Here is a 20,007-nt window from a genome sequence, read left to right as displayed (position 1 = left end):
ATCTATCAAAACCACTTGAAAATATGGCTAAAATGTGGTAAAATGAAACTTGTCGTGTAAACGATAATACTCATTCTTGATGAATTGTGAAACTGTTGCCCTTGGGTCGTTTTGCAAGTTGAAGTCGAGGAGAGGAAAAAAACAAAAAGGAGAAATACTCATGGCAGTAATTTCAATGAAACAACTTCTTGAGGCTGGTGTACACTTTGGTCACCAAACTCGTCGCTGGAACCCTAAGATGGCTAAGTACATCTTCACTGAGCGTAACGGAATCCACGTTATCGACTTGCAACAAACTGTAAAATACGCTGACCAAGCATACGACTTTATGCGTGATGCGGCAGCTAACGATGCAGTTGTATTGTTTGTTGGTACTAAAAAACAAGCTGCTGACGCTGTTAAAGAAGAAGCAGAACGTTCAGGTCAATACTACATCAACCACCGTTGGTTGGGTGGAACTCTTACTAACTGGGGAACTATCCAAAAACGTATTGCTCGTTTGAAAGAAATCAAACGTATGGAAGAAGAAGGAATCTTCGACGTTCTTCCTAAGAAAGAAGTTGCACTTCTCAACAAACAACGTGCACGTCTTGAAAAATTCTTGGGTGGTATCGAAGACATGCCTCGTATCCCTGATGTAATGTACGTAGTTGACCCACATAAAGAACAAATAGCTGTTAAAGAAGCTAAAAAATTGGGTATCCCAGTTGTAGCGATGGTTGACACAAACACTGATCCAGACGATATCGATGTAATCATCCCAGCTAACGATGACGCTATCCGCGCTGTTAAATTGATCACAGCTAAATTGGCTGACGCTATCATCGAAGGACGTCAAGGTGAAGATGCAGCAGCAGTTGAAGCAGAATTTGCAGCTTCAGAAGCTCAAGCTTACTCAATCGAAGAAATCGTTGAAGTTGTAGAAGGCGACAACGCTTAATTCATATAAATAGTAATTACCTAGGAGGGCGGGGCCTAGCCCAGCTCTCCTATTTTTAAAAAATATAGGAGAATCAAAATGGCAGAAATTACAGCTAAACTTGTAAAAGAGTTGCGTGAAAAATCTGGTGCCGGTGTTATGGACGCTAAAAAAGCGCTTGTAGAAACAGACGGTGATATCGAAAAAGCGATCGAATTGCTTCGCGAAAAAGGTATGGCGAAGGCAGCTAAGAAAGCTGACCGTGTTGCTGCAGAAGGTTTGACTGGTGTATTTGTTAACGGTAACGTTGCAGCAGTAGTTGAAGTAAATGCTGAAACTGACTTCGTTGCGAAAAACGCTCAATTCGTTGACTTGGTAAACGCAACAGCTAAAGTTATTGCTGAAGGAAAACCAGCGAACAACGAAGAAGCTCTTGCTTTGACAATGCCTTCAGGTGAAACTCTTGAAGCTGCATATGTATCTGCAACAGCTACAATCGGTGAAAAAATCTCATTCCGTCGTTTTGCTTTGCTTGAAAAAACAGATGCACAACACTTTGGAGCATACCAACACAATGGTGGCCGTATCGGTGTTATCTCTGTTATTGAAGGTGGAGACGAAGCGCTTGCTAAACAAATCTCAATGCACATTGCCGCGATGAAACCAACAGTTCTTTCTTACAAAGAATTGGATGAGCAATTTGTTAAAGATGAGTTGGCACAATTGAACCACGTAATCGACCAAGATAACGAAAGCCGTGCAATGGTTGGTAAACCAGCTCTTCCACACTTGAAGTATGGATCAAAAGCACAATTGATTGATGAAGTGATTGCTCAAGCTGAAGCTGATATCAAAGCTGAGTTGGCTGCAGAAGGCAAACCAGAAAAAATCTGGGACAAAATCATTCCAGGTAAAATGGACCGCTTCATGCTTGACAATACTAAAGTTGACCAAGCGTACACACTTCTTGCACAAGTATACATCATGGATGACAGCAAGACAGTTGAAGCTTACCTTGAATCAGTAAATGCTTCAGTAGTTGAGTTCGCTCGCTTTGAAGTTGGTGAAGGTATCGAGAAAGCTGCAAATGACTTTGAAGCAGAAGTAGCAGCTACAATGGCAGCAGCCTTGAATAACTAATAGAAAAGGAAGCGATTTGCTTCCTTTTTCTTTTGGTCTAGAGAGTAGATTCTGTATGAGTAAACAAAAAGCCCTTTAATAAGGGCTAAGTGCATTTAGGAGGCTACACTTCAAATTCATAGAGTGCTGTAGAAAGATAACGTTCGCCGTTATCTGGTGCTAAAGCAAGGACTTTCTTACCTGCACCTAATTTCTTAGCAACTTCAATTGCTCCGTAAATCGCTGCAGCGGAAGAAATCCCAACAAGGAAGCCTTCTTTTCCACCAATTTCACGACCAAGTGCAAGAGCATCATCTGATGTTACACGTACAATACCGTCATAGGCTTTGGTATCAAGTGTATCAGGAATAAATCCAGCTGAGATGCCTTGAATTTTGTGAGGTCCTGGTTTTTCACCAGACAAGATAGCTGACTCGTCTGCCTCAACTGCATAAACTTGAATGTTTGGATTTGCAGCTTTGAGTGCATGAGAAACGCCCGAAATCGTTCCACCAGTACCAACACCACCCACAAAGGCATCTAGTCCATCAGAACCGAAAGCAGCTAGTATTTCAGCTCCTGTTGTTCTTTCGTGTACTTCAGGATTAGCTGGATTGTTAAACTGTAGAGGAAGGAAACCATCGCGCTCAGCTGCGATTTCTTGGGCTTTGGCAATAGCACCTTTCATACCTTCGCTACCAGGAGTGAGGACGAGTTCAGCACCATAGGCTTGGATAATCTTACGGCGTTCCACGCTCATCGTTTCAGGCATGACGATAACAACTTTATATCCTTTAGCAGCACCTACCCATGAAAGACCGATACCAGTATTTCCACTCGTTGCTTCAACAATAGTAGCACCCGGTTTTAGAATACCATCTTGTTCCGCTTTTTCAATCATGCTAAGGGCAATACGGTCTTTTACTGACGATCCAGGGTTAAAAGCTTCTAGTTTAACATAGACATCTGCAGCACCCTCTGGAACAATGTTGTTGAGTTTAACAATCGGTGTTTGTCCAATTAGTTCAGTGATATTGTTATAAATAGTCATAGATATACCTCTTTGTATAAGATGATACTAGTATAACGCGCTCAAGGCTATTTGTAAAATATAGAAATCCTATCAAAGTGATAGGATTTTTTTATATCAAAGGTCTAAGCCATTAATTTTTAATCGATTGTGATAAGCCAATTCTAATAAATAGGTGTAAAGCGGAAGGATGTCCGTTTTTTTAGGGAATTCAAATTTATGGAAACTCAGGTGCTCATTGTGTGCTTTTAGAAAGATATTTTCTAAATAAGTGATCGTAATCTCACTATCATCTATACCTGCTCCAGCAGTTTCCATTTCAACGTTTACAATGTTCATCAAAAAGAGTGACTTAACAGACGTCTTGCGACCAGTGGCACCTTGCTTATCTGTAAAGATGATACGGATATTTGTAAAGATAATTGAATCGCGAATAAGTTTATATCCACTTTGAATTTCTTCATTCTCTAGTAGATATTGTCCATATTCCTTGATAAGAGTCTCTTTGTTTTCCTCGCTGAAGTTACCAGCAAGTCCTTGAATAAATTTTCCAAACGCCATGTATTTCTCCTTTGTTTACACTAAGTTTACAGGAACTTCAACTTCTCGTAAACCTTGATCTGTTAAAGTAACCTTTCCATTAAAAAACTCTATAAGAGCAGACTTGATATTTTCTTTCTCTTCCTTATCAACATAAATCATTGTATCAACTTGATCTGTAAAGTTTGTATCCAGCTCCATGAGATGATGTTCTTTAAGAAAATTGCTATATTCTTGATACTGAGCGTAAGACATCTGAATGGCTATGTCAGCCTGTTCTTTGATTTCAATAATGCCAATTTCTTTGACAGCCAAGGCTACGCTACCTGCATAAGCACGAATCAAACCACCAGCTCCAAGTTTGATGCCACCAAAGTAGCGGGTAACTACTACACAGACATTGGTTAGATTATGATTTTCTAAGACACCCAGCATAGGGACTCCAGCAGTACCACTAGGTTCCCCATCATCACTCGTACGTTTGATTTCACTGCGTTCCCCTACAATAAAAGCAGAGCAGTTATGGGTGGCTTTATAGTGTTCTTTTTTGATGGTAGTGATGAAGTCACGAGCCTCTTCTTCGCTATAAACACGCTTGACATGACAGATAAATCGGGATTTTTTGATTTCTTCTTGGACCTGCCCATCCTCTTTAATTGTTCTAAATTCCATGATTTAATTGTACTAAAAAAATATCTAAAGTGCTAGATTTTTACGAATATTAAAGTATGAAAGTAAATCCAAACTATCTCGGTTGCTTGTTTACTGAGAAAGAATTAACGGAAGAAGAACGGCAGATGGCTGAGAAACTTCCAGCAATGAGAAAAGAGAAAGGGAAACTGTTTTGTCAACGTTGTAATAGTAGTATTCTAGAAGAATGGCATTTGCCTATAGGCGCTTACTATTGTAGGGAGTGTTTATTGATGGAGAGAGTCAGGAGTGATCAAGCTTTATACTATTTTCCACAGGAGGATTTTCCTAAGCAAGACGTCCTCAAATGGCGTGGTCAGTTAACACCTTTTCAAGAAAAAGTTTCAGAGGGACTTCTTCAAGCGGTAGACAAGCAAGAGCCAACCTTGGTTCACGCTGTAACAGGAGCTGGAAAGACAGAGATGATTTATCAAGTTGTGGCTAAAGTGATTGATGAAGGTGGTGCAGTTTGTTTAGCCAGCCCTCGAATAGATGTTTGCTTGGAGTTATATAAGCGACTGCAGAATGACTTTGCTTGTGAGATAGCACTACTTCATGGTGAGTCAGAACCCTATTTTCGAACACCACTAGTTGTTGCAACGACTCATCAGCTGTTAAAATTTTATCATGCTTTTGATTTGCTGATAGTGGATGAAGTAGATGCCTTTCCTTATGTTGACAACTCTGTTCTTTACTATGCTGTAAACCAATGTGTAAAGGAGGAGGGGTTAAGGATATTTCTTACAGCAACTTCTACAGATGAGTTAGATAAGAAGGTTCGCACTGGAGAATTAAAACGATTGAGCTTGCCAAGACGATTTCATGGAAATCCATTGATTATTCCTAAACCAGTCTGGTTATCGGATTTTAATCGCTGTTTAGAGAAAAATCAATTGTCAACCAAGTTAAAGACTTATATTGAGAAACAGAGAAGAACAGGTTATCCCTTACTGATTTTTACATCAGAGATTAAGAAAGGTGAGGGACTAAAAGAAATACTAAAGGTGCATTTCCCGAATGAGAGCATTGGTTTTGTATCTTCTGTGACAGAAGACCGATTAGAGCAAGTACAAGCTTTTCGAGATGGAGAACTAACAATACTGATCAGTACAACAATATTGGAACGCGGAGTTACCTTCCCTTGTGTAGATGTTTTCGTAGTAGAAGCTAATCATCGTCTCTTTACCAAGTCTAGCTTGATTCAGATTGGTGGTCGAGTTGGGCGTAGTATGGACAGACCGACTGGTGAGTTGCTCTTCTTTCATGATGGATTAAATGCTTCCATCAAGAAGGCAATAAAGGAAATCAAGCAGATGAACAAGGAGGCTGGATTATGAACTGTTTATTATGTGGTCAGGCTACAAAGGGGGAGTTAACTTTTAGTAGCCTCTTCCTTTTGAAGCACGACTGCAGTTATCTATGCTCAGCTTGTGCTACGAGTTTTGAGAATATTGGTGAGAATTATTGTCCAAACTGTATGAAAACAGGCATGTCAACTAAGTGTCAAGATTGTAAACTTTGGTGTAAAGAAGGAATTCAGGTTGATCATAAGGCAATCTTTACCTATAATCAAGCTATGAAAGACTTTTTCAGTCGATATAAGTTTGATGGCGATTTTTTGCTTAGAAAAGTTTTTGCTTCTGTTCTTGCTGAGGAGTTGAAAAAGTATAGAGGATATCAATTTGTGTTGATTCCCCTAAGCCCTGAAAGATTGCTTGAGAGGGGGTTTAACCAAGTCGAGGGTTTGGTTGAGGCAGCAGGCTTTTCTTTTAAAGATATATTAGGAAAAAGAGAAGAGAGCGCTAGTTCTTCTAAAAGCCGTTTGGAAAGGTTGGCTACTGAGATTCCATTTTTTATTAAAGATGGTATCTCACTTCCTAAGAAGATTTTGCTGATTGATGACATCTATACAACAGGGGCAACTGTGAATCGTGTGAAACGACTTTTGGAAGAAGCAGGTGCTTTGGAAGTTAAAACTTTTTCCCTTGTAAGATGAGGAAAAAATTTGCAAAATGAAAATGAAAGCGTTATAATATAGTTAGAAAAACAAAAATGTTTAGAAAGAAGGTACTTATATGATTAAATATAGTATCCGTGGTGAAAACCTAGAAGTAACAGAAGCAATTCGTGATTATGTAGTTTCTAAACTCGAAAAGATCGAAAAGTATTTCCAACCTGAGCAGGAGTTGGATGCACGTGTGAACTTGAAAGTTTACCGTGAAAAAACAGCAAAGGTTGAAGTAACAATTCCGCTTGGATCTATCACTCTTCGTGCTGAAGATATTTCTCAAGATATGTATGGTTCTATCGATCTTGTAACAGATAAAATTGAACGTCAGATTCGTAAAAATAAAACTAAAATCGAACGTAAGAATAAAAATAAAGTTGCGACAAGTCAACTCTTTACAGATGCTCTAGTTGAAGATGCAAATGTTGTGCAACCAAAAGTCGTTCGTTCAAAACAAATTGATTTGAAGCCAATGGATTTAGAAGAAGCCCTTCTCCAAATGGATTTATTGGGACATGATTTCTTTATCTATGTAGATGTGGAAGATCAAACAACTAATGTTTTGTATCGCCGTGAAGATGGTGAAGTCGGTTTGTTAGAAGTGAAAGAATCATAAAATAGAATTTTTAAAGTGGTTTACACCAGTGTAAACCACTTTTGTATTGCATCATTATAAAAGGTATAAATGGGGACAGTTATGAAAGACGTGGTGATTGTTTCAGCAGTGCGAACTCCAATAGGCTCCTTTGGAGGAAGTTTAAAGAATGTTTCAGCTGTTGATTTGGGAGCTTTGGTTATTAAAAGTGCTTTGGAAAAAGCCAATGTCAAACCAGAGCAGGTAGACGAAGTAATTATGGGGAATGTCCTAGGCGCAGGTTTAGGGCAAAACGTAGCTCGTCAAATGAGCATTCATGCAGGACTCCCTGAATTTACACCAGCCTTTACTATCAACAAGGTTTGTGGTTCCGGTTTGAAGGCCGTGCAGTTGGCTGCTCAAGCGATTCGATGTGGCGATGCAGATATTATCGTAGCTGGTGGTGCAGAAAACATGAGTCAGGCGCCATACGTTTTGCCAAGCTTCCGTTGGGGCGGCCGTATGGGCGATTCGAAAGTGGTAGATACCATGATTAAGGACGGTTTGTCTGATGCCTTTAACGAATACCATATGGGGATTACAGCTGAGAATGTGGCTGAAGAATATGGTATCAGTCGAGAAGAGCAAGATGCTCTTGCTTTAGAGTCACAAAAACGAGCAGTGGCGGCTATAGAATCTGGACGCTTTAAAGAAGAGATTGTGCCAGTTGTCATTCCTCAACGCAAAGGCGATCCTATCGTTTTTGATACAGATGAATATCCTAGAAAAGATACTAGCTTGGAGAGTTTGTCTAAGCTAGGTCCTGTTTTCAAAAAAGACGGTTCTGTCACAGCGGGTAATGCTTCAGGAATCAATGACGGGGCAGCAGCTGTCTTAATCATGAGTGCTGAAAAAGCGGAAGAATTAGGACTTTCAGTGATTGCCCGCATTCGTTCGTATGCAAATGCAGGTTTGGATCCTAAGATGATGGGATGTGGACCGATTTATGCGACTCGCAAGGCTCTTGAAAAAGGCAAATTGACAGTTGAAGATCTTGACTTGATTGAGTCAAATGAAGCTTTTGCTGCTCAGGCTTGTGCGGTTGGTAAAACACTTGGTTTCAACACAGATATTGTCAATGTTAATGGTGGCGCCATTGCTCTTGGTCACCCAATTGGGGCTTCCGGTTGCCGTATCCTAGTGACCCTTGTACATGAGATGATGAAACGTGATGCTAAAACCGGCTTAGCAACTCTCTGTATTGGAGGAGGGATGGGAACAGCCCTTATCGTGGAACGTTAGGTGTTAGTGCTTTGAACACGTGGGTAGGAGGGTGATGATTCCCTCCTATTTTTGTGTCTGAAGTTAGAGAAATGAAGGGCTTGCATCTTTTAAAAGGTCGCTTTTTAAGGGTTTTTGTGATATAATAATGCGCAAGAGGTTTAGAATGAAAAAAAATAATTTAATCCCGTTTTCTGCGGTCTGGCTAGGACTTGCAACTTTCGGAATCTTAACTTTGCTGATTATTTTTTCACATAATCTTGCTGTAACAATCACTGTTTTGTTTTTATTTGTACTGCTTTATCTGCTTTTGTTTGTATGGCAAAAAAAACAGTATGAAAAGAGCGAAATTGAACAAATCCAATATGTAAATCACCAAGCCGAAAATAGCTTGAGTACTTTGCTTGATCAAATGCCGGTGGGAGTCCTGAAATTAGACTTATCAAGCGGAGAAGTGGAATGGTTTAATCCCTATGCTGAGCTGATTTTGACTACTGAAGAAGGCGGAATTGATATTGAGTTAATTCAAACCATCATCAAGGCTTCTGTTGGGAATCCAGGTTCGTATGCTACCTTAGGCGAAACACGATATGCTGTCCATATGGACAAGGCTTCGGGTGTTTTGTATTTCTTTGATGTTTCTGGGGAGTACGAAGCAACTGTCGAATTGGTAACTAGCCGTCCAGTCATTGGAGTCATCTCGGTAGATAACTATGATGATTTGGAGGATGCGACATCTGACTCTGATATCAGCCATATCAATAGTTTTGTAGCTAATTTTGTTTCAGAATTTGCTAGTAAGTATGCTATGTTTTCTCGCCGTGTGGGGATGGATCGTTTTTATGTATTCACAGATTACACGGTACTAGAGGAATTGATGAATGATAAATTCTCCGTTATTGATACTTTCCGAGAAGAATCAAAACAGAGGCAGCTACCCCTAACTTTAAGTATGGGATTTTCTTATGGTGATGGAAACCATGAAGAGATAGGGAAAATTGCCTTGCTCAACTTGAACTTAGCAGAAGTTCGCGGTGGTGACCAGGTGGTGGTCAAGGAAAATAACGAAACCAAGAATCCTGTCTACTTTGGTGGAGGAACTGCTGCATCTATCAAACGTACTCGTACACGTACCAGAGCTATGATGACAGCCATTTCTGATAAGATTCGAAGTGTTGACCAAGTTTTTGTAGTCGGTCATAAAAATCTAGATATGGATGCTTTGGGATCTGCTGTTGGTATGCAGTTGTTTGCAAGTAATATTATTGAGAACAGTTATGCTGTCTATGATGCAGACCATATGCCAGCAGATATCGAACGTGCTATTCAGTTCTTGAAGAAGGAAGATGTCACGAAACTTTTATCTCTTACAGATGCGATGAAGTTAGTTACAAACCGTTCATTATTGATTCTGGTGGATCATTCCAAGACGGCTTTAACCTTGTCAAAAGATTTTTATGATTTGTTCACTCAAACTATTGTTATTGACCATCATAGACGTGATCAGGATTTCCCTGAGAATGCAGTCATCACCTATATTGAAAGTGGGGCAAGTAGTGCCAGTGAGCTGGTCACAGAATTGATTCAGTTCCAAAATTCTAAGAAGAATCGTTTGAGTCGTATGCAGGCCAGTGTTTTGATGGCTGGTATGATGCTGGATACCAAGAATTTCACATCTCGCGTGACGAGCCGAACCTTTGATGTGGCTAGCTATCTGAGAACACGGGGAAGTGACAGTATTGCTATCCAGGAGATTGCTGCGACAGATTTTGAAGAGTACCGTGAGGTAAATGAACTCATTTTACAAGGTCGTAAGCTAGGTTCAGATATCTTGATTGCCCAAGCCAAGGACTCAATTTCTTATGACACAGTTGTTATCAGTAAGGCTGCCGATGCTATGCTGGCTATGTCAGGTATTGAGGCTAGTTTCGTTCTGGCAAAAAATACACAAGGATTTATCTCTATCTCGGCTCGAAGTCGTAGTAAAATCAATGTGCAACGCATTATGGAAGAGTTGGGTGGTGGAGGTCACTTTAATCTAGCTGCCGCGCAAATCGAGGATATGAGTTTGTCGGAAGCGGGAGAAAAATTGACTCAACTAATCTTGGAAGAACTAAAGGAAAAGGAGAAAGAAGAATGAAAGTAATCTTTTTAGCAGATGTTAAAGGAAAAGGAAAAAAAGGCGAAATTAAGGAAGTGCCAACTGGCTATGCTCAAAACTTCCTGATTAAAAAGAATTTGGCCAAGGAAGCGACTGCTCAAGCAGTGGGTGAGTTGCGTGGAAAACAAAAATCAGAAGAAAAGGCTCATGCAGAGATGATTGCTGAAGCAAAGGCTATCAAGGCTAAGCTTGAAGCAGAAGAAACTGTTGTAGAGTTTGTTGAAAAGGTTGGACCAGATGGCCGTACATTTGGTTCCATCACTAACAAGAAAATTGCAGAAGAATTGCAAAAGCAGTTTGGTATTAAGATTGACAAACGCAATATTCAAGTGCAAGCACCAATTCGAGCAGTAGGTTTGATTGATGTACCAGTGAAAATCTATCAAGATGTTACAAGTGTCATCAATCTTCGTGTAAAAGAAGGTTAAGTTTACAACTTCTTGACAAGATTGTAAAAGAAAGGAAAGTCGGATGGCAGAAGTAGAGGAACTGCGAGTTCAACCTCAGGATATTTTAGCAGAACAATCTGTTCTGGGGGCTATTTTTATAGATGAGAGTAAGCTCGTTTTTGTCCGAGAATACATTGATTCTCGCGACTTCTTTAAGTATGCTCATCGGTTGATTTTCCAAGCGATGGTAGACTTGTCGGATCGTGGAGAAGCGATTGATGCGACAACAGTTCGGACGATTTTGGATAGCCAAGGCGATCTGCAAAATATTGGTGGATTGTCCTATCTTGTTGAAATTGTCAACTCAGTACCAACTTCAGCTAATGCGGAGTATTATGCTAAAATTGTTGCCGAAAAGGCTATGCTACGTCGCTTGATTTCCAAGTTGACAGACTCTGTCAACCAAGCCTATGAAGCTTCTAAGCCTGCAGATGAAATCATCGCTCAAGCAGAAAAGGGACTCATTGATGTCAGTGAAAACGCCAATCGTAGTGGTTTCAAGAATATTCGAGATATTCTGAATATCAACTTTGGGAACCTAGAAGTTCGGTCACAACAGACAACGGATATCACTGGTATTGCTACAGGCTATCGTGATTTGGACCATATGACGACAGGTCTCCATGAAGAGGAGTTAATTATCCTAGCGGCGCGACCAGCGGTTGGTAAGACAGCCTTTGCTTTGAACATTGCTCAGAATATTGGAACTAAGTTGGACAAGACAGTTGCTATCTTTTCGCTGGAAATGGGTGCGGAAAGTCTAGTAGACCGTATGTTGGCAGCAGAAGGTTTGGTGGAGTCTCATTCTATCCGTACGGGTCAATTGACTGATGAGGAGTGGCAAAAGTATACCATTGCCCAAGGGAACCTAGCCAACGCGAGTATTTATATCGATGATACACCAGGGATTCGGATTACGGAAATTCGTTCACGCTCACGTAAACTGGCTCAAGAAACAGGCAATCTAGGATTGATTTTGATCGACTACCTACAGCTTATTACAGGGACTGGTCGTGAGAACCGTCAACAAGAAGTCTCTGAAATTTCTCGTCAGTTGAAAATTCTAGCTAAGGAGCTAAAAGTTCCAGTCATTGCTCTTAGTCAGTTATCCCGTGGAGTGGAACAGCGTCAGGATAAGAGACCAGTCTTGTCTGATATTCGTGAATCGGGTTCTATCGAGCAGGATGCGGATATCGTAGCCTTTCTATACCGTGACGACTATTACGATCGTGCGGGTGAAGAAGAGGAAGGAATTCCAAATAACAAGGTTGAGGTTATTATCGAGAAAAACCGTAGTGGGGCTCGTGGAACGGTGGAATTGATTTTCCAAAAAGAATACAATAAATTTTCAAGTATCTCAAAGAGGGAGGCATAAGATGTCAGATGCATTTACAGATGTAGCCAAGATGAAAAAAATCAAAGAAGAAATCAAGGCACATGAGGGACAAGTCGTTGAAATGACTTTGGAGAATGGCCGTAAGCGCCAAAAAAATAGATTGGGTAAGCTAATTGAGGTGTATCCGTCTCTATTTATCGTTGAATTTGGGGATGTTGAAGGAGACAAACAAGCCAATGTCTATGTTGAATCCTTCACCTACTCAGATATCTTGACAGAAAAGAACTTGATTCGCTATCTAGACTAAGAATCCTAAAATGAAGTGAGCTTTGCTCACTTTTTTTCTTTTTCTCCCGAATAGTATAAACGAGGGTAACCTCGGAAATTTATATTATTAAGGAGAATGAATGACGTTTTTTAAATCAGGAGTTAAGAAGAGTAGATATACTCAGTTGGGTTTAGGGCTGGCTACTTTGTTTGTTACAAGTACCTTTTTGTTTGGTGGAGAATCAGTTCAGGCCGATAGTGTAGCGCGTGGAGATGACTATCCGCTTCACTACAAAAATGGTAGTGTTGAAATCGATCAGTGGCGGATGTATTCTCGCCAGTGTACCTCTTTTGCGGCCTTTCGTTTGAGTAGTGTAAATGGCTTTGAGATTCCTCCTGCCTATGGAAATGCAAATGAATGGGGACATCGTGCAAGGCGAGAAGGCTACCGTGTGGATACTAAGCCAGAAGTTGGGGCTATTGCTTGGTCGACAGAAGGTTATTATGGGCACGTGGCCTGGGTATCAAATGTGTCGGGGGATACGATTGAAATCGAAGAGTATAACTATGGGGTTCGAGAAAAGTATAACCGTCGAAAAGTCAAGGCTAGTTCGATGACAGGTTTTATTCATTTCAGGGATTTATCCGCTAACCATAGTGTGAGTGAGGGTTCTCATAACTCAGAGCTTCCGTCCAGCGGGACAATAGTATTCACGGGGAAATCACCTATTATGGACCAACCGTCAAGCACAGGACAGGTTATTGACTACTATTATGCTGGTGAGAGTGTGAGTTATGATCAGGTTATTGAAAAGGATGGTTATAAGTGGCTCGGCTATCTATCCTACAGTGGTGCTAGAAGATATGTGCAGTATGCAGAGTTAATCAATACAGTGAAAGGCTGGAAAAAAGAAGGAGGGAGTTGGTATTACCGAGAGAATGGTAAGCTAGCGACAGGATGGAAAAAAGTTAATGGCAATTGGTATCATTTAAAAGAAAATGGGGCCATGTCAACTGGCTGGATTAAGGATGGCTCTCACTGGTATTATCTAAAGGCTTCGGGTGAGATGCAGACGGGCTGGCTTAAAGACAAGGGAACTTGGTATTACTTAGAGGAATCTGGCCGGATGAAAGCTAGTCAATGGTTCCAAGTCTCGGGGAAACATTACTATGTCGATGCTTCGGGAGCCTTAGCTGTTAATACGATTATTGATGGCTACAGACTAGACAGAAATGGGGTAAGAATAGGAAGTGTTTCTTAAACATCATCCAAGCTTTCTTCTTGTTCATAAAATTTTAAAATGGATATCGAATTAGTTGACGTTCTTTGAATAGTATAATATAATAACATTAAAAACTATAAAAGGGGCTTTGTCTAATGGACAAGAAGAAAGTTATTTTAACAAGTTTAGCAAGTGCAGCTGTATTGGGTGCTAGTGTACTCGTTTCACAGCCTTCAGTAGTTAAGGCAGATGAAGGGAAAGCAGAAGAGCAGGCAGTTGCTCCTGCACAACCACAAGCCGCAGCAGAAGGGGATAGCGGAGCTCAAACTGAAAAGGGATCAGAAAACGCTGGTCCAGCTAATCCTGGTGCGACAAATCCAGCTAAGATGACCAAAGAAGAGTTGATGAAGGCTTTGGGTGAACTTGAGGAACAGGCTATTAGTGATATTAAGGATAAGGAAGCGATTGAGGACAAAGAGGATGCAGCTGAAGCTGTGAAGGAATATATCGGTAAGATGTATATTTCAGATACTCTTGAGTCTGGAGAGCTCAGCTTAGATAATATCATCGCTGAATTGCCAGAAGGTGCAGAAGATAAAGCAGTGGTAACAGGTCCTGAAGTTCAAACTAATAAAAAATTATCTACTGAGGAGAAGGCTCTATTAGACCAGGCTGAAAAAGATGCCAAAGAACAAGTTTCTCAAGCGACTGATGCCCTGGTTCAAGCCCTAGAATCTCTTGAAAATGCTGTAATTGAAGATATTAAAAAAGACGCTTCAATCACCGATAAAGAAGCGGCTATCAAAGAAGCCAAAGAAGAGATTGGTAAAGAAGATCTTTTGAAGGCTATCGCAGATGAGGATTTGGAGATTGGTGATGTTATTGTAGACTGGCCAGCAGATACAAGCGAGCATAAAACAGTAGCTGAACCTGTATCAGAATTCACAGATGAAGACCAAGCTAAGTTAGATGAAGCTGATAAAGAGGCTCAGGTTGATGCAGCTAAAGTTCGCTCAGATTTAATCGCTACACTAGAAAAAATTGAAAAATCAACCATCGACGACATCAACAAAGATGCCACTATCACTGATAAGGAAGCAGCGATTAAGGCAGCTAAAGAAGTGATTGGCAAGGACGGCATCTTGAAAGCTATCGAAGAAGGTGACATTGATGCCTCAGACTTGTTAGATGATTTCTTGGCAGAAGACAGCGATCAGGTGACACCAGCCGAAGCGATGAGCCAAGAAGATTTCTCAAGTCAAGACCAAGCTAAACTCGCTGCAGCGGACAAGGAAGCAGCGGAAGAAGCAGCAAAAGTTCGCTCAGATTTAATCGCTACCTTAGAAAAAATTGAAAAATCAACCATAGATGACATCAACAAGGATGCCACTATCACTGATAAGGAAGCAGCGATCAAGGCTGCTAAAGAAGTGATTGGCAAGGACGGCATCTTGAAAGCTATCGAAGAAGGCGACATTGAAGCGTCCGACTTGTTGGCAGATTTCTTGGCAGAAGACAGTGAACAAGTAACACCGGCCGAAGCGATGAGCCAAGAAGATTTCTCAAGCCAAGACCAAGCTAAACTGGCTGCAGCGGACAAGGAAGCAGCTGAGGAAGCCAAGAAAGAGGAAGAAGCTAAGCAAGCTGCGGAAGAAAAAGCTCACAGCGAATTGCTTTCAACGCTTGAAGGTATCGAAAAATCAACCATCGATGACATCAACAAGGATGCCACTATCACTGATAAGGAAGCGGCGATTAAGGCGGCTAAAGAAGTGATTGGCAAGGATGCCATCTTGAAAGCTATCGAAGAAGGCGACATTGATGCCTCAGACTTATTGGCAGATTTCTTGGCAGAAGACAGTGAACAAGTAACACCGGCCGAATCAAAAACTCAATCTCAACTTTCAAGCCAAGACCAAGCCAAACTTGCTGCAGCAGATAAGGAAGCAGCGGAAGAGGCAACTAAAGTTCGCTCAGAATTGCTTTCAACGCTTGAAGGTATTGAAAAATCAACCATCGACGACATCACCAAGGATGCCACTATCACTGATAAGGAAGCAGCGATTAAGGCGGCTAAAGAAGTGATTGGCAAGGACGGCATCTTGAAAGCTATCGAAGATGGAGATATTGAAGCATCTGACTTGTTAGATGATTTCTTGGCAGAAGACAGCGATCAGGTGACACCGGCCGAAGCGATGAGCCAAGAAGATTTCTCAAGCCAAGACCAAGCTAAACTCGCTGCAGCGGACAAGGAAGCGGCGGAAGAAGCAGCAAAAGTTCGCTCAGATTTAATCGCTACCCTAGAAAAAATCGAAAAATCAACTATCGATGACATCAACAAGGATGCTACTATCACTGATAAGGAAGCAGCGATTATGGCAGCTAAGGAAGTGATTGGTAAGGATGCTATCTTGAAAGCTATCGAAGAAGGCGATATCGAAGCGTCAGATTTGTTAGATGATTTCTTGGCAGAAGACAGCGATCAGGTGACACCAGCAGAAGAGATGAATCAAGAAGATTTTTCAAGCCAAGACCAAGCTAAACTCGCAGCGGCAGATAAGGAAGCGGCGGAAGAAAATAGTAATGCGAAAAAACTTGAGCTAAGTAAATTAGAAGAGCAAGTTGCTAAGATTAAAGTGCAATTATCAAGTTTACAAGTCTCTGGTGACAAGAATAGTCAAGTCAAAGACTTGCAACAAACTTTAGCAGACTATGAGGATGCTATTAAGACTCTAAGTAGTGTCATGTCGGCTGTTCTCGAAATTGAAGACTTTAAAGGTGGGGCGAACGCGGTAGAAGCTGCAACTGCAGAGTTGCCAGAATACAATAAAGGTGCAAACGCGGTAGAAGCTGCTGTAAATGAACTCCCAGCCTATGCAGAAAGTGGCGCTCCAGTCGTAGCGAACGTTCCAGCTTACGGAGAAAGCGGTGCCCCAATAGTAAACAATGCTCTGCCTTATGCAGAAAGTGGCGCTCCAGTCGTAGCGAACGTTCCAGCTTACGGAGAAAGCGGTGCCCCAATAGTAAACAATGCTCTGCCTTATGCAGAAAGTGGCGCTCCAGCCGTAGCGAATGTTCCAGCTTACGGAGAAAGCGGTACACCAATAGTAAACAACACTCTGCCTTATGCAGAAAGTGGCGCCCCAGCCCTAGCAAATGTTCCAGTTTATGCAGAAAGTGGTGCCCCAGCAGTAGCCAATATTCCAGCCTACGCTGAAAAGATTGAACCAGCAGTAAACGAAGTTCCAGAATATACTGGCAGTGTAGCTCCTTTGGCTACAAATCCTACTCTCGGAACGAAACAAGATCGTACCTACAAAGCGCCTGCAGCAACAGATGAACAATTCCTTCCAAATACGGGAAGCCAAGATGCTTCAGCAGTCGCATCACTAGGATTTGTTGGTCTCCTTCTTGGTTTGCTACCATTTGCAAAGAGAAAATTAAACAAATAAATCGCATGAAATCAATAAAAGAAAAGGATTTGAATGGTCCTTTTCTTTTTTATGGTGAAATAGGGACAAGTCCATGTTTTTCAGCTCTTTCCGATGGTATTTTTCCTTGCTTTCCTTTATAATGGGTGTATGGACAAGAAAAAATTATTATTAATTGATGGATCTTCAGTTGCTTTTCGAGCTTTTTTTGCGCTTTATCAGCAGTTGGATCGTTTTAAAAATGCTAATGGCCTTCATACCAATGCAATCTATGGCTTTCAACTCATGTTGAATCATGTCTTAGAGCGGGTTGAGCCCAGTCATGTTTTGGTTGCCTTTGATGCAGGTAAGACGACTTTCCGAACAGAGATGTATGCAGACTACAAGGGTGGCCGTGCTAAAACTCCAGATGAGTTTCGTGAGCAATTTCCCTTCATTCGTGAGTTGTTAGATCATCTTGGGATTCGCCATTATGAGTTGGCCCAGTATGAAGCCGATGATATCATCGGGACTCTAGGTCGTTTGGCTGAGAAGGATTCTTTTGATGTGACTATCGTTAGCGGAGACAAGGACTTGATCCAGTTGACGGATGAGCATACGGTGGTCGAGATTTCCAAAAAAGGTGTGGCTGAGTTTGAGGCCTTTACGCCGGACTATCTCATGGAAAAGATGGGCCTCACACCAGCTCAGTTCATTGATCTTAAGGCCCTCATGGGGGATAAGTCTGATAATATCCCTGGTGTCACTAAAATCGGTGAAAAGACGGGTATCAAACTCTTGCTGGAACATGGTTCGCTCGAGGGTATTTATGAAAATATCGATGGGATGAAGGCTTCTAAGATGAAGGAAAATCTCATCAATGACAAGGAACAAGCCTTTTTGTCTAAAACCTTGGCGACTATTGAGACTCAGGCACCGATTGAGATTGGTCTTGATGATTTGGTCTATAATGGCCCAAATGTGGAAAATCTCGGGAAATTCTACGATGAGATGGGCTTCAAACAGCTCAAACAAGCTCTAAATGTTTCGTCGAAGGATGCGCCTGAGAGCTTGGATTTCACTATTGTTGACCAAGTCAGTCAAGACATGCTGAGTGCCGACTCTATCTTCCACTTTGAACTCTTTGGTGAAAATTACCATACAGATGATTTGGTTGGTTTTGCCTGGTCCTGTGGGGATAAACTTTACACTACAGATAAACTTGAGCTCTTGCAGGAGCCGATTCTCAAGGATTTTCTAGAAAAAACACCTCTGAAAGTGTATGACTTTAAGAAAGCGAAGGTTCTTTTAAATCGCTTGGGCTTGAATCTCCAGGCACCTGCTTTTGACAGTCGTTTGGCCAAATACCTCCTCTCAACAGTCGAGAACAATGAAATTTCAACCATTGCGAGTCTCTACGGCCAGACTTATCTGGCTGATGATGAGACTTTCTACGGTAAGGGTGTCAAGAAAGCCATCCCTGAGAGAGAGAAATTCTTGGAGCACTTGGCTCGCAAGGTTGCTGTATTGATTGAGACTGAGCCGGTTTTACTTGAAAAACTCAGTGAACATGGGCAATTAGACCTTCTCTATGACATGGAGCAACCTCTGGCTTTTGTCCTTGCCAAGATGGAAATTGCTGGGATCAAGGTCAAAAAAGAAACCCTGCTTGAGATGCAGGCTGAAAATGAGGTCGTCATTGAGCAACTCACTCAAGAGATTTATGAGCTAGCTGGTGAGGAGTTTAATATCAACTCCCCTAAGCAGTTGGGCGTGCTTCTCTTTGAAAAACTGGGTCTTCCTCTAGAATACACTAAGAAAACCAAAACAGGTTACTCGACAGCCGTGGATGTGCTAGAGCGACTAGCTCCTATTGCTCCGATTGTTAAAAAAATCCTAGATTACCGTCAGATTGCCAAGATTCAATCTACCTATGTGATTGGTTTGCAAGACTGGATTTTGGATGATGGCAAGATCCACACGCGCTATGTGCAAGATTTGACTCAGACCGGACGTCTGTCTAGTGTAGATCCAAACTTGCAAAATATTCCTGTTCGTTTGGAACAAGGTCGCCTCATTCGTAAGGCTTTTGTACCTGAATGGGAGGATAGCGTGCTGCTCAGCTCGGATTATTCACAGATTGAATTGCGCGTTTTGGCGCATATCTCTAAGGATGAGCACTTGATTAAGGCCTTTCAAGAGGGGGCAGATATCCATACCTCGACGGCCATGCGGGTCTTTGGAATTGAACGTCCTGAGGATGTGACTCCAAACGACCGTCGTAATGCCAAGGCGGTAAACTTTGGAGTGGTTTACGGGATTTCCGACTTTGGTTTGTCTAATAATCTGGGCATCAGCCGTAAAGAGGCTAAAGCCTACATCGATACCTATTTTGAACGCTTCCCAGGTATTAAAAACTACATGGATGAAGTGGTGCGTGAGGCGCGTGATAAGGGCTATGTAGAGACTCTCTTCAAGCGTCGTCGTGAGTTGCCAGATATTAATTCGCGCAACTTCAACATTCGTGGTTTTGCAGAGCGTACAGCCATTAACTCTCCTATCCAGGGCTCGGCAGCAGATATCCTCAAGATTGCTATGATCCAGCTAGACAAAGCTCTAGTTGAAGGTGGCTATCAGACCAAGATGCTGTTGCAAGTGCATGATGAAATCGTCCTCGAGGTTCCGAAATCTGAACTAGCAGAGATGAAAAAGTTGGTGAAACAAACCATGGAAGAAGCCATCCAACTCAGTGTTCCCCTTATTGCAGATGAAAATGAAGGGGCAACCTGGTACGAGGCTAAATAAGAAAGTTATGAAAGAGTTTGAAGCATTTGCCTTCAAACTCTTTTTCAAGATTTTCTGTAAGCAGTTTCCTTGACTTTTCCTAGTATTTGCGTTACTATATGACCATATAAGATATGGGAGTCTGTGTACAGTCTGAGAGGAAGTGTTAAACTTCGACCGCACCTGATCTGGGTAATGCCAGCGTAGGGAACGATA

The 20,007-nt window shown here is 41.6% G+C and carries 16 protein-coding genes; 13 read left to right on the top strand and 3 right to left on the bottom strand.

Translation table 11 applies throughout. From position 1 onward, the window contains the following. Window positions 1-160: 160 nt before the first annotated feature. Entirely contained in the window at window positions 161-940 is a 780-nt protein-coding gene (gene rpsB / locus DG474_RS09440) for a 30S ribosomal protein S2 (protein WP_255778206.1), read from the top strand. A 78-nt stretch (window positions 941-1,018) separates the two neighbouring features. After that, window positions 1,019-2,059, top strand: a complete 1,041-nt coding sequence (gene tsf, locus DG474_RS09435; RefSeq protein ID WP_255778205.1) for a translation elongation factor Ts — start codon at window positions 1,019-1,021, stop codon at window positions 2,057-2,059. Window positions 2,060-2,162: 103 nt separating this feature from the next. On the opposite strand, the gene cysK is transcribed toward tsf, so the two are convergent. From cysK to DG474_RS09420, 3 genes are all read right to left on the bottom strand, one after another. Beyond that, the gene (gene cysK, locus DG474_RS09430) at window positions 2,163-3,089 is read right to left on the bottom strand and encodes a cysteine synthase A (RefSeq protein WP_255778204.1); all 927 of its coding nucleotides are present in this window, start codon (window positions 3,087-3,089) and stop codon (window positions 2,163-2,165) included. A gap of 96 nt (window positions 3,090-3,185) precedes the next feature. Continuing rightward, entirely contained in the window at window positions 3,186-3,629 is a 444-nt protein-coding gene (locus tag DG474_RS09425; protein WP_247940441.1) for a PH domain-containing protein, read from the bottom strand. Window positions 3,630-3,644: 15 nt separating this feature from the next. Then, window positions 3,645-4,280: a YigZ family protein gene (locus DG474_RS09420; protein WP_255778203.1), complete on the bottom strand. Its 636-nt coding sequence runs from the start codon at window positions 4,278-4,280 to the stop codon at window positions 3,645-3,647. A 56-nt stretch (window positions 4,281-4,336) separates the two neighbouring features. On the opposite strand from DG474_RS09420, the gene DG474_RS09415 reads away from it, so the two are divergent. The 11 genes from DG474_RS09415 to polA all read left to right on the top strand — a co-directional run bounded on the left by DG474_RS09415 (window position 4,337) and on the right by polA (window position 19,812). After that, window positions 4,337-5,635 carry an ATP-dependent helicase ComFA gene (locus DG474_RS09415; protein ID WP_255778202.1) on the top strand — a complete coding sequence of 433 codons (1,299 nt, stop codon included), beginning with the start codon at window positions 4,337-4,339 and terminating at the stop codon, window positions 5,633-5,635. Continuing rightward, on the top strand, window positions 5,632-6,294 hold the full coding sequence (locus DG474_RS09410; protein WP_255778201.1) for a ComF family protein: 663 nt from the start codon (window positions 5,632-5,634) through the stop codon (window positions 6,292-6,294). Before DG474_RS09415 ends, DG474_RS09410 begins: the two co-directional genes overlap by 4 nt. A 79-nt stretch (window positions 6,295-6,373) precedes the next feature. Continuing rightward, window positions 6,374-6,922, top strand: a complete 549-nt coding sequence (gene hpf / locus DG474_RS09405) for a ribosome hibernation-promoting factor, HPF/YfiA family (RefSeq protein ID WP_000599111.1) — start codon at window positions 6,374-6,376, stop codon at window positions 6,920-6,922. An 81-nt stretch (window positions 6,923-7,003) separates the two neighbouring features. Next, window positions 7,004-8,182 (top strand): acetyl-CoA C-acetyltransferase, encoded by a 1,179-nt coding sequence (locus DG474_RS09400; protein ID WP_255778971.1) that lies wholly within the window; start codon window positions 7,004-7,006, stop codon window positions 8,180-8,182. Window positions 8,183-8,327: 145 nt separating this feature from the next. Further along, window positions 8,328-10,301 carry a DHH family phosphoesterase gene (locus tag DG474_RS09395; protein WP_255778200.1) on the top strand — a complete coding sequence of 658 codons (1,974 nt, stop codon included), beginning with the start codon at window positions 8,328-8,330 and terminating at the stop codon, window positions 10,299-10,301. Continuing rightward, complete coding sequence (gene rplI, locus DG474_RS09390; protein ID WP_000864211.1) at window positions 10,298-10,750, top strand: 50S ribosomal protein L9; 453 nt, start codon at window positions 10,298-10,300, stop codon at window positions 10,748-10,750. The genes DG474_RS09395 and rplI overlap by 4 nt, the downstream gene beginning before the upstream one ends. Before the next feature lie 43 nt (window positions 10,751-10,793). Further along, window positions 10,794-12,146, top strand: a complete 1,353-nt coding sequence (gene dnaB / locus DG474_RS09385) for a replicative DNA helicase (protein ID WP_045617921.1) — start codon at window positions 10,794-10,796, stop codon at window positions 12,144-12,146. A 1-nt stretch (window position 12,147) separates the two neighbouring features. Continuing rightward, window positions 12,148-12,414, top strand: a complete 267-nt coding sequence (locus DG474_RS09380; RefSeq protein WP_001278165.1) for a Veg family protein — start codon at window positions 12,148-12,150, stop codon at window positions 12,412-12,414. Between the two features lie 100 nt (window positions 12,415-12,514). Further along, window positions 12,515-13,636 (top strand): CHAP domain-containing protein, encoded by a 1,122-nt coding sequence (locus tag DG474_RS09375; RefSeq protein ID WP_255778199.1) that lies wholly within the window; start codon window positions 12,515-12,517, stop codon window positions 13,634-13,636. Between the two features lie 116 nt (window positions 13,637-13,752). After that, window positions 13,753-17,049: an SIALI-17 repeat-containing surface protein gene (locus DG474_RS09370; protein ID WP_255778198.1), complete on the top strand. Its 3,297-nt coding sequence runs from the start codon at window positions 13,753-13,755 to the stop codon at window positions 17,047-17,049. A gap of 129 nt (window positions 17,050-17,178) precedes the next feature. After that, window positions 17,179-19,812: a DNA polymerase I gene (polA, locus tag DG474_RS09365; RefSeq protein WP_049490574.1), complete on the top strand. Its 2,634-nt coding sequence runs from the start codon at window positions 17,179-17,181 to the stop codon at window positions 19,810-19,812. Window positions 19,813-20,007 lie beyond the last annotated feature (195 nt).

The sequence above is a fragment of the Streptococcus oralis genome (assembly GCF_024399415.1).
Lineage (GTDB): Bacteria > Bacillota > Bacilli > Lactobacillales > Streptococcaceae > Streptococcus > Streptococcus oralis_CS.
The sequence above is the reverse complement of the archived record's forward strand: the minus strand, read 5'-3'. Positions and strand labels throughout refer to the sequence as shown.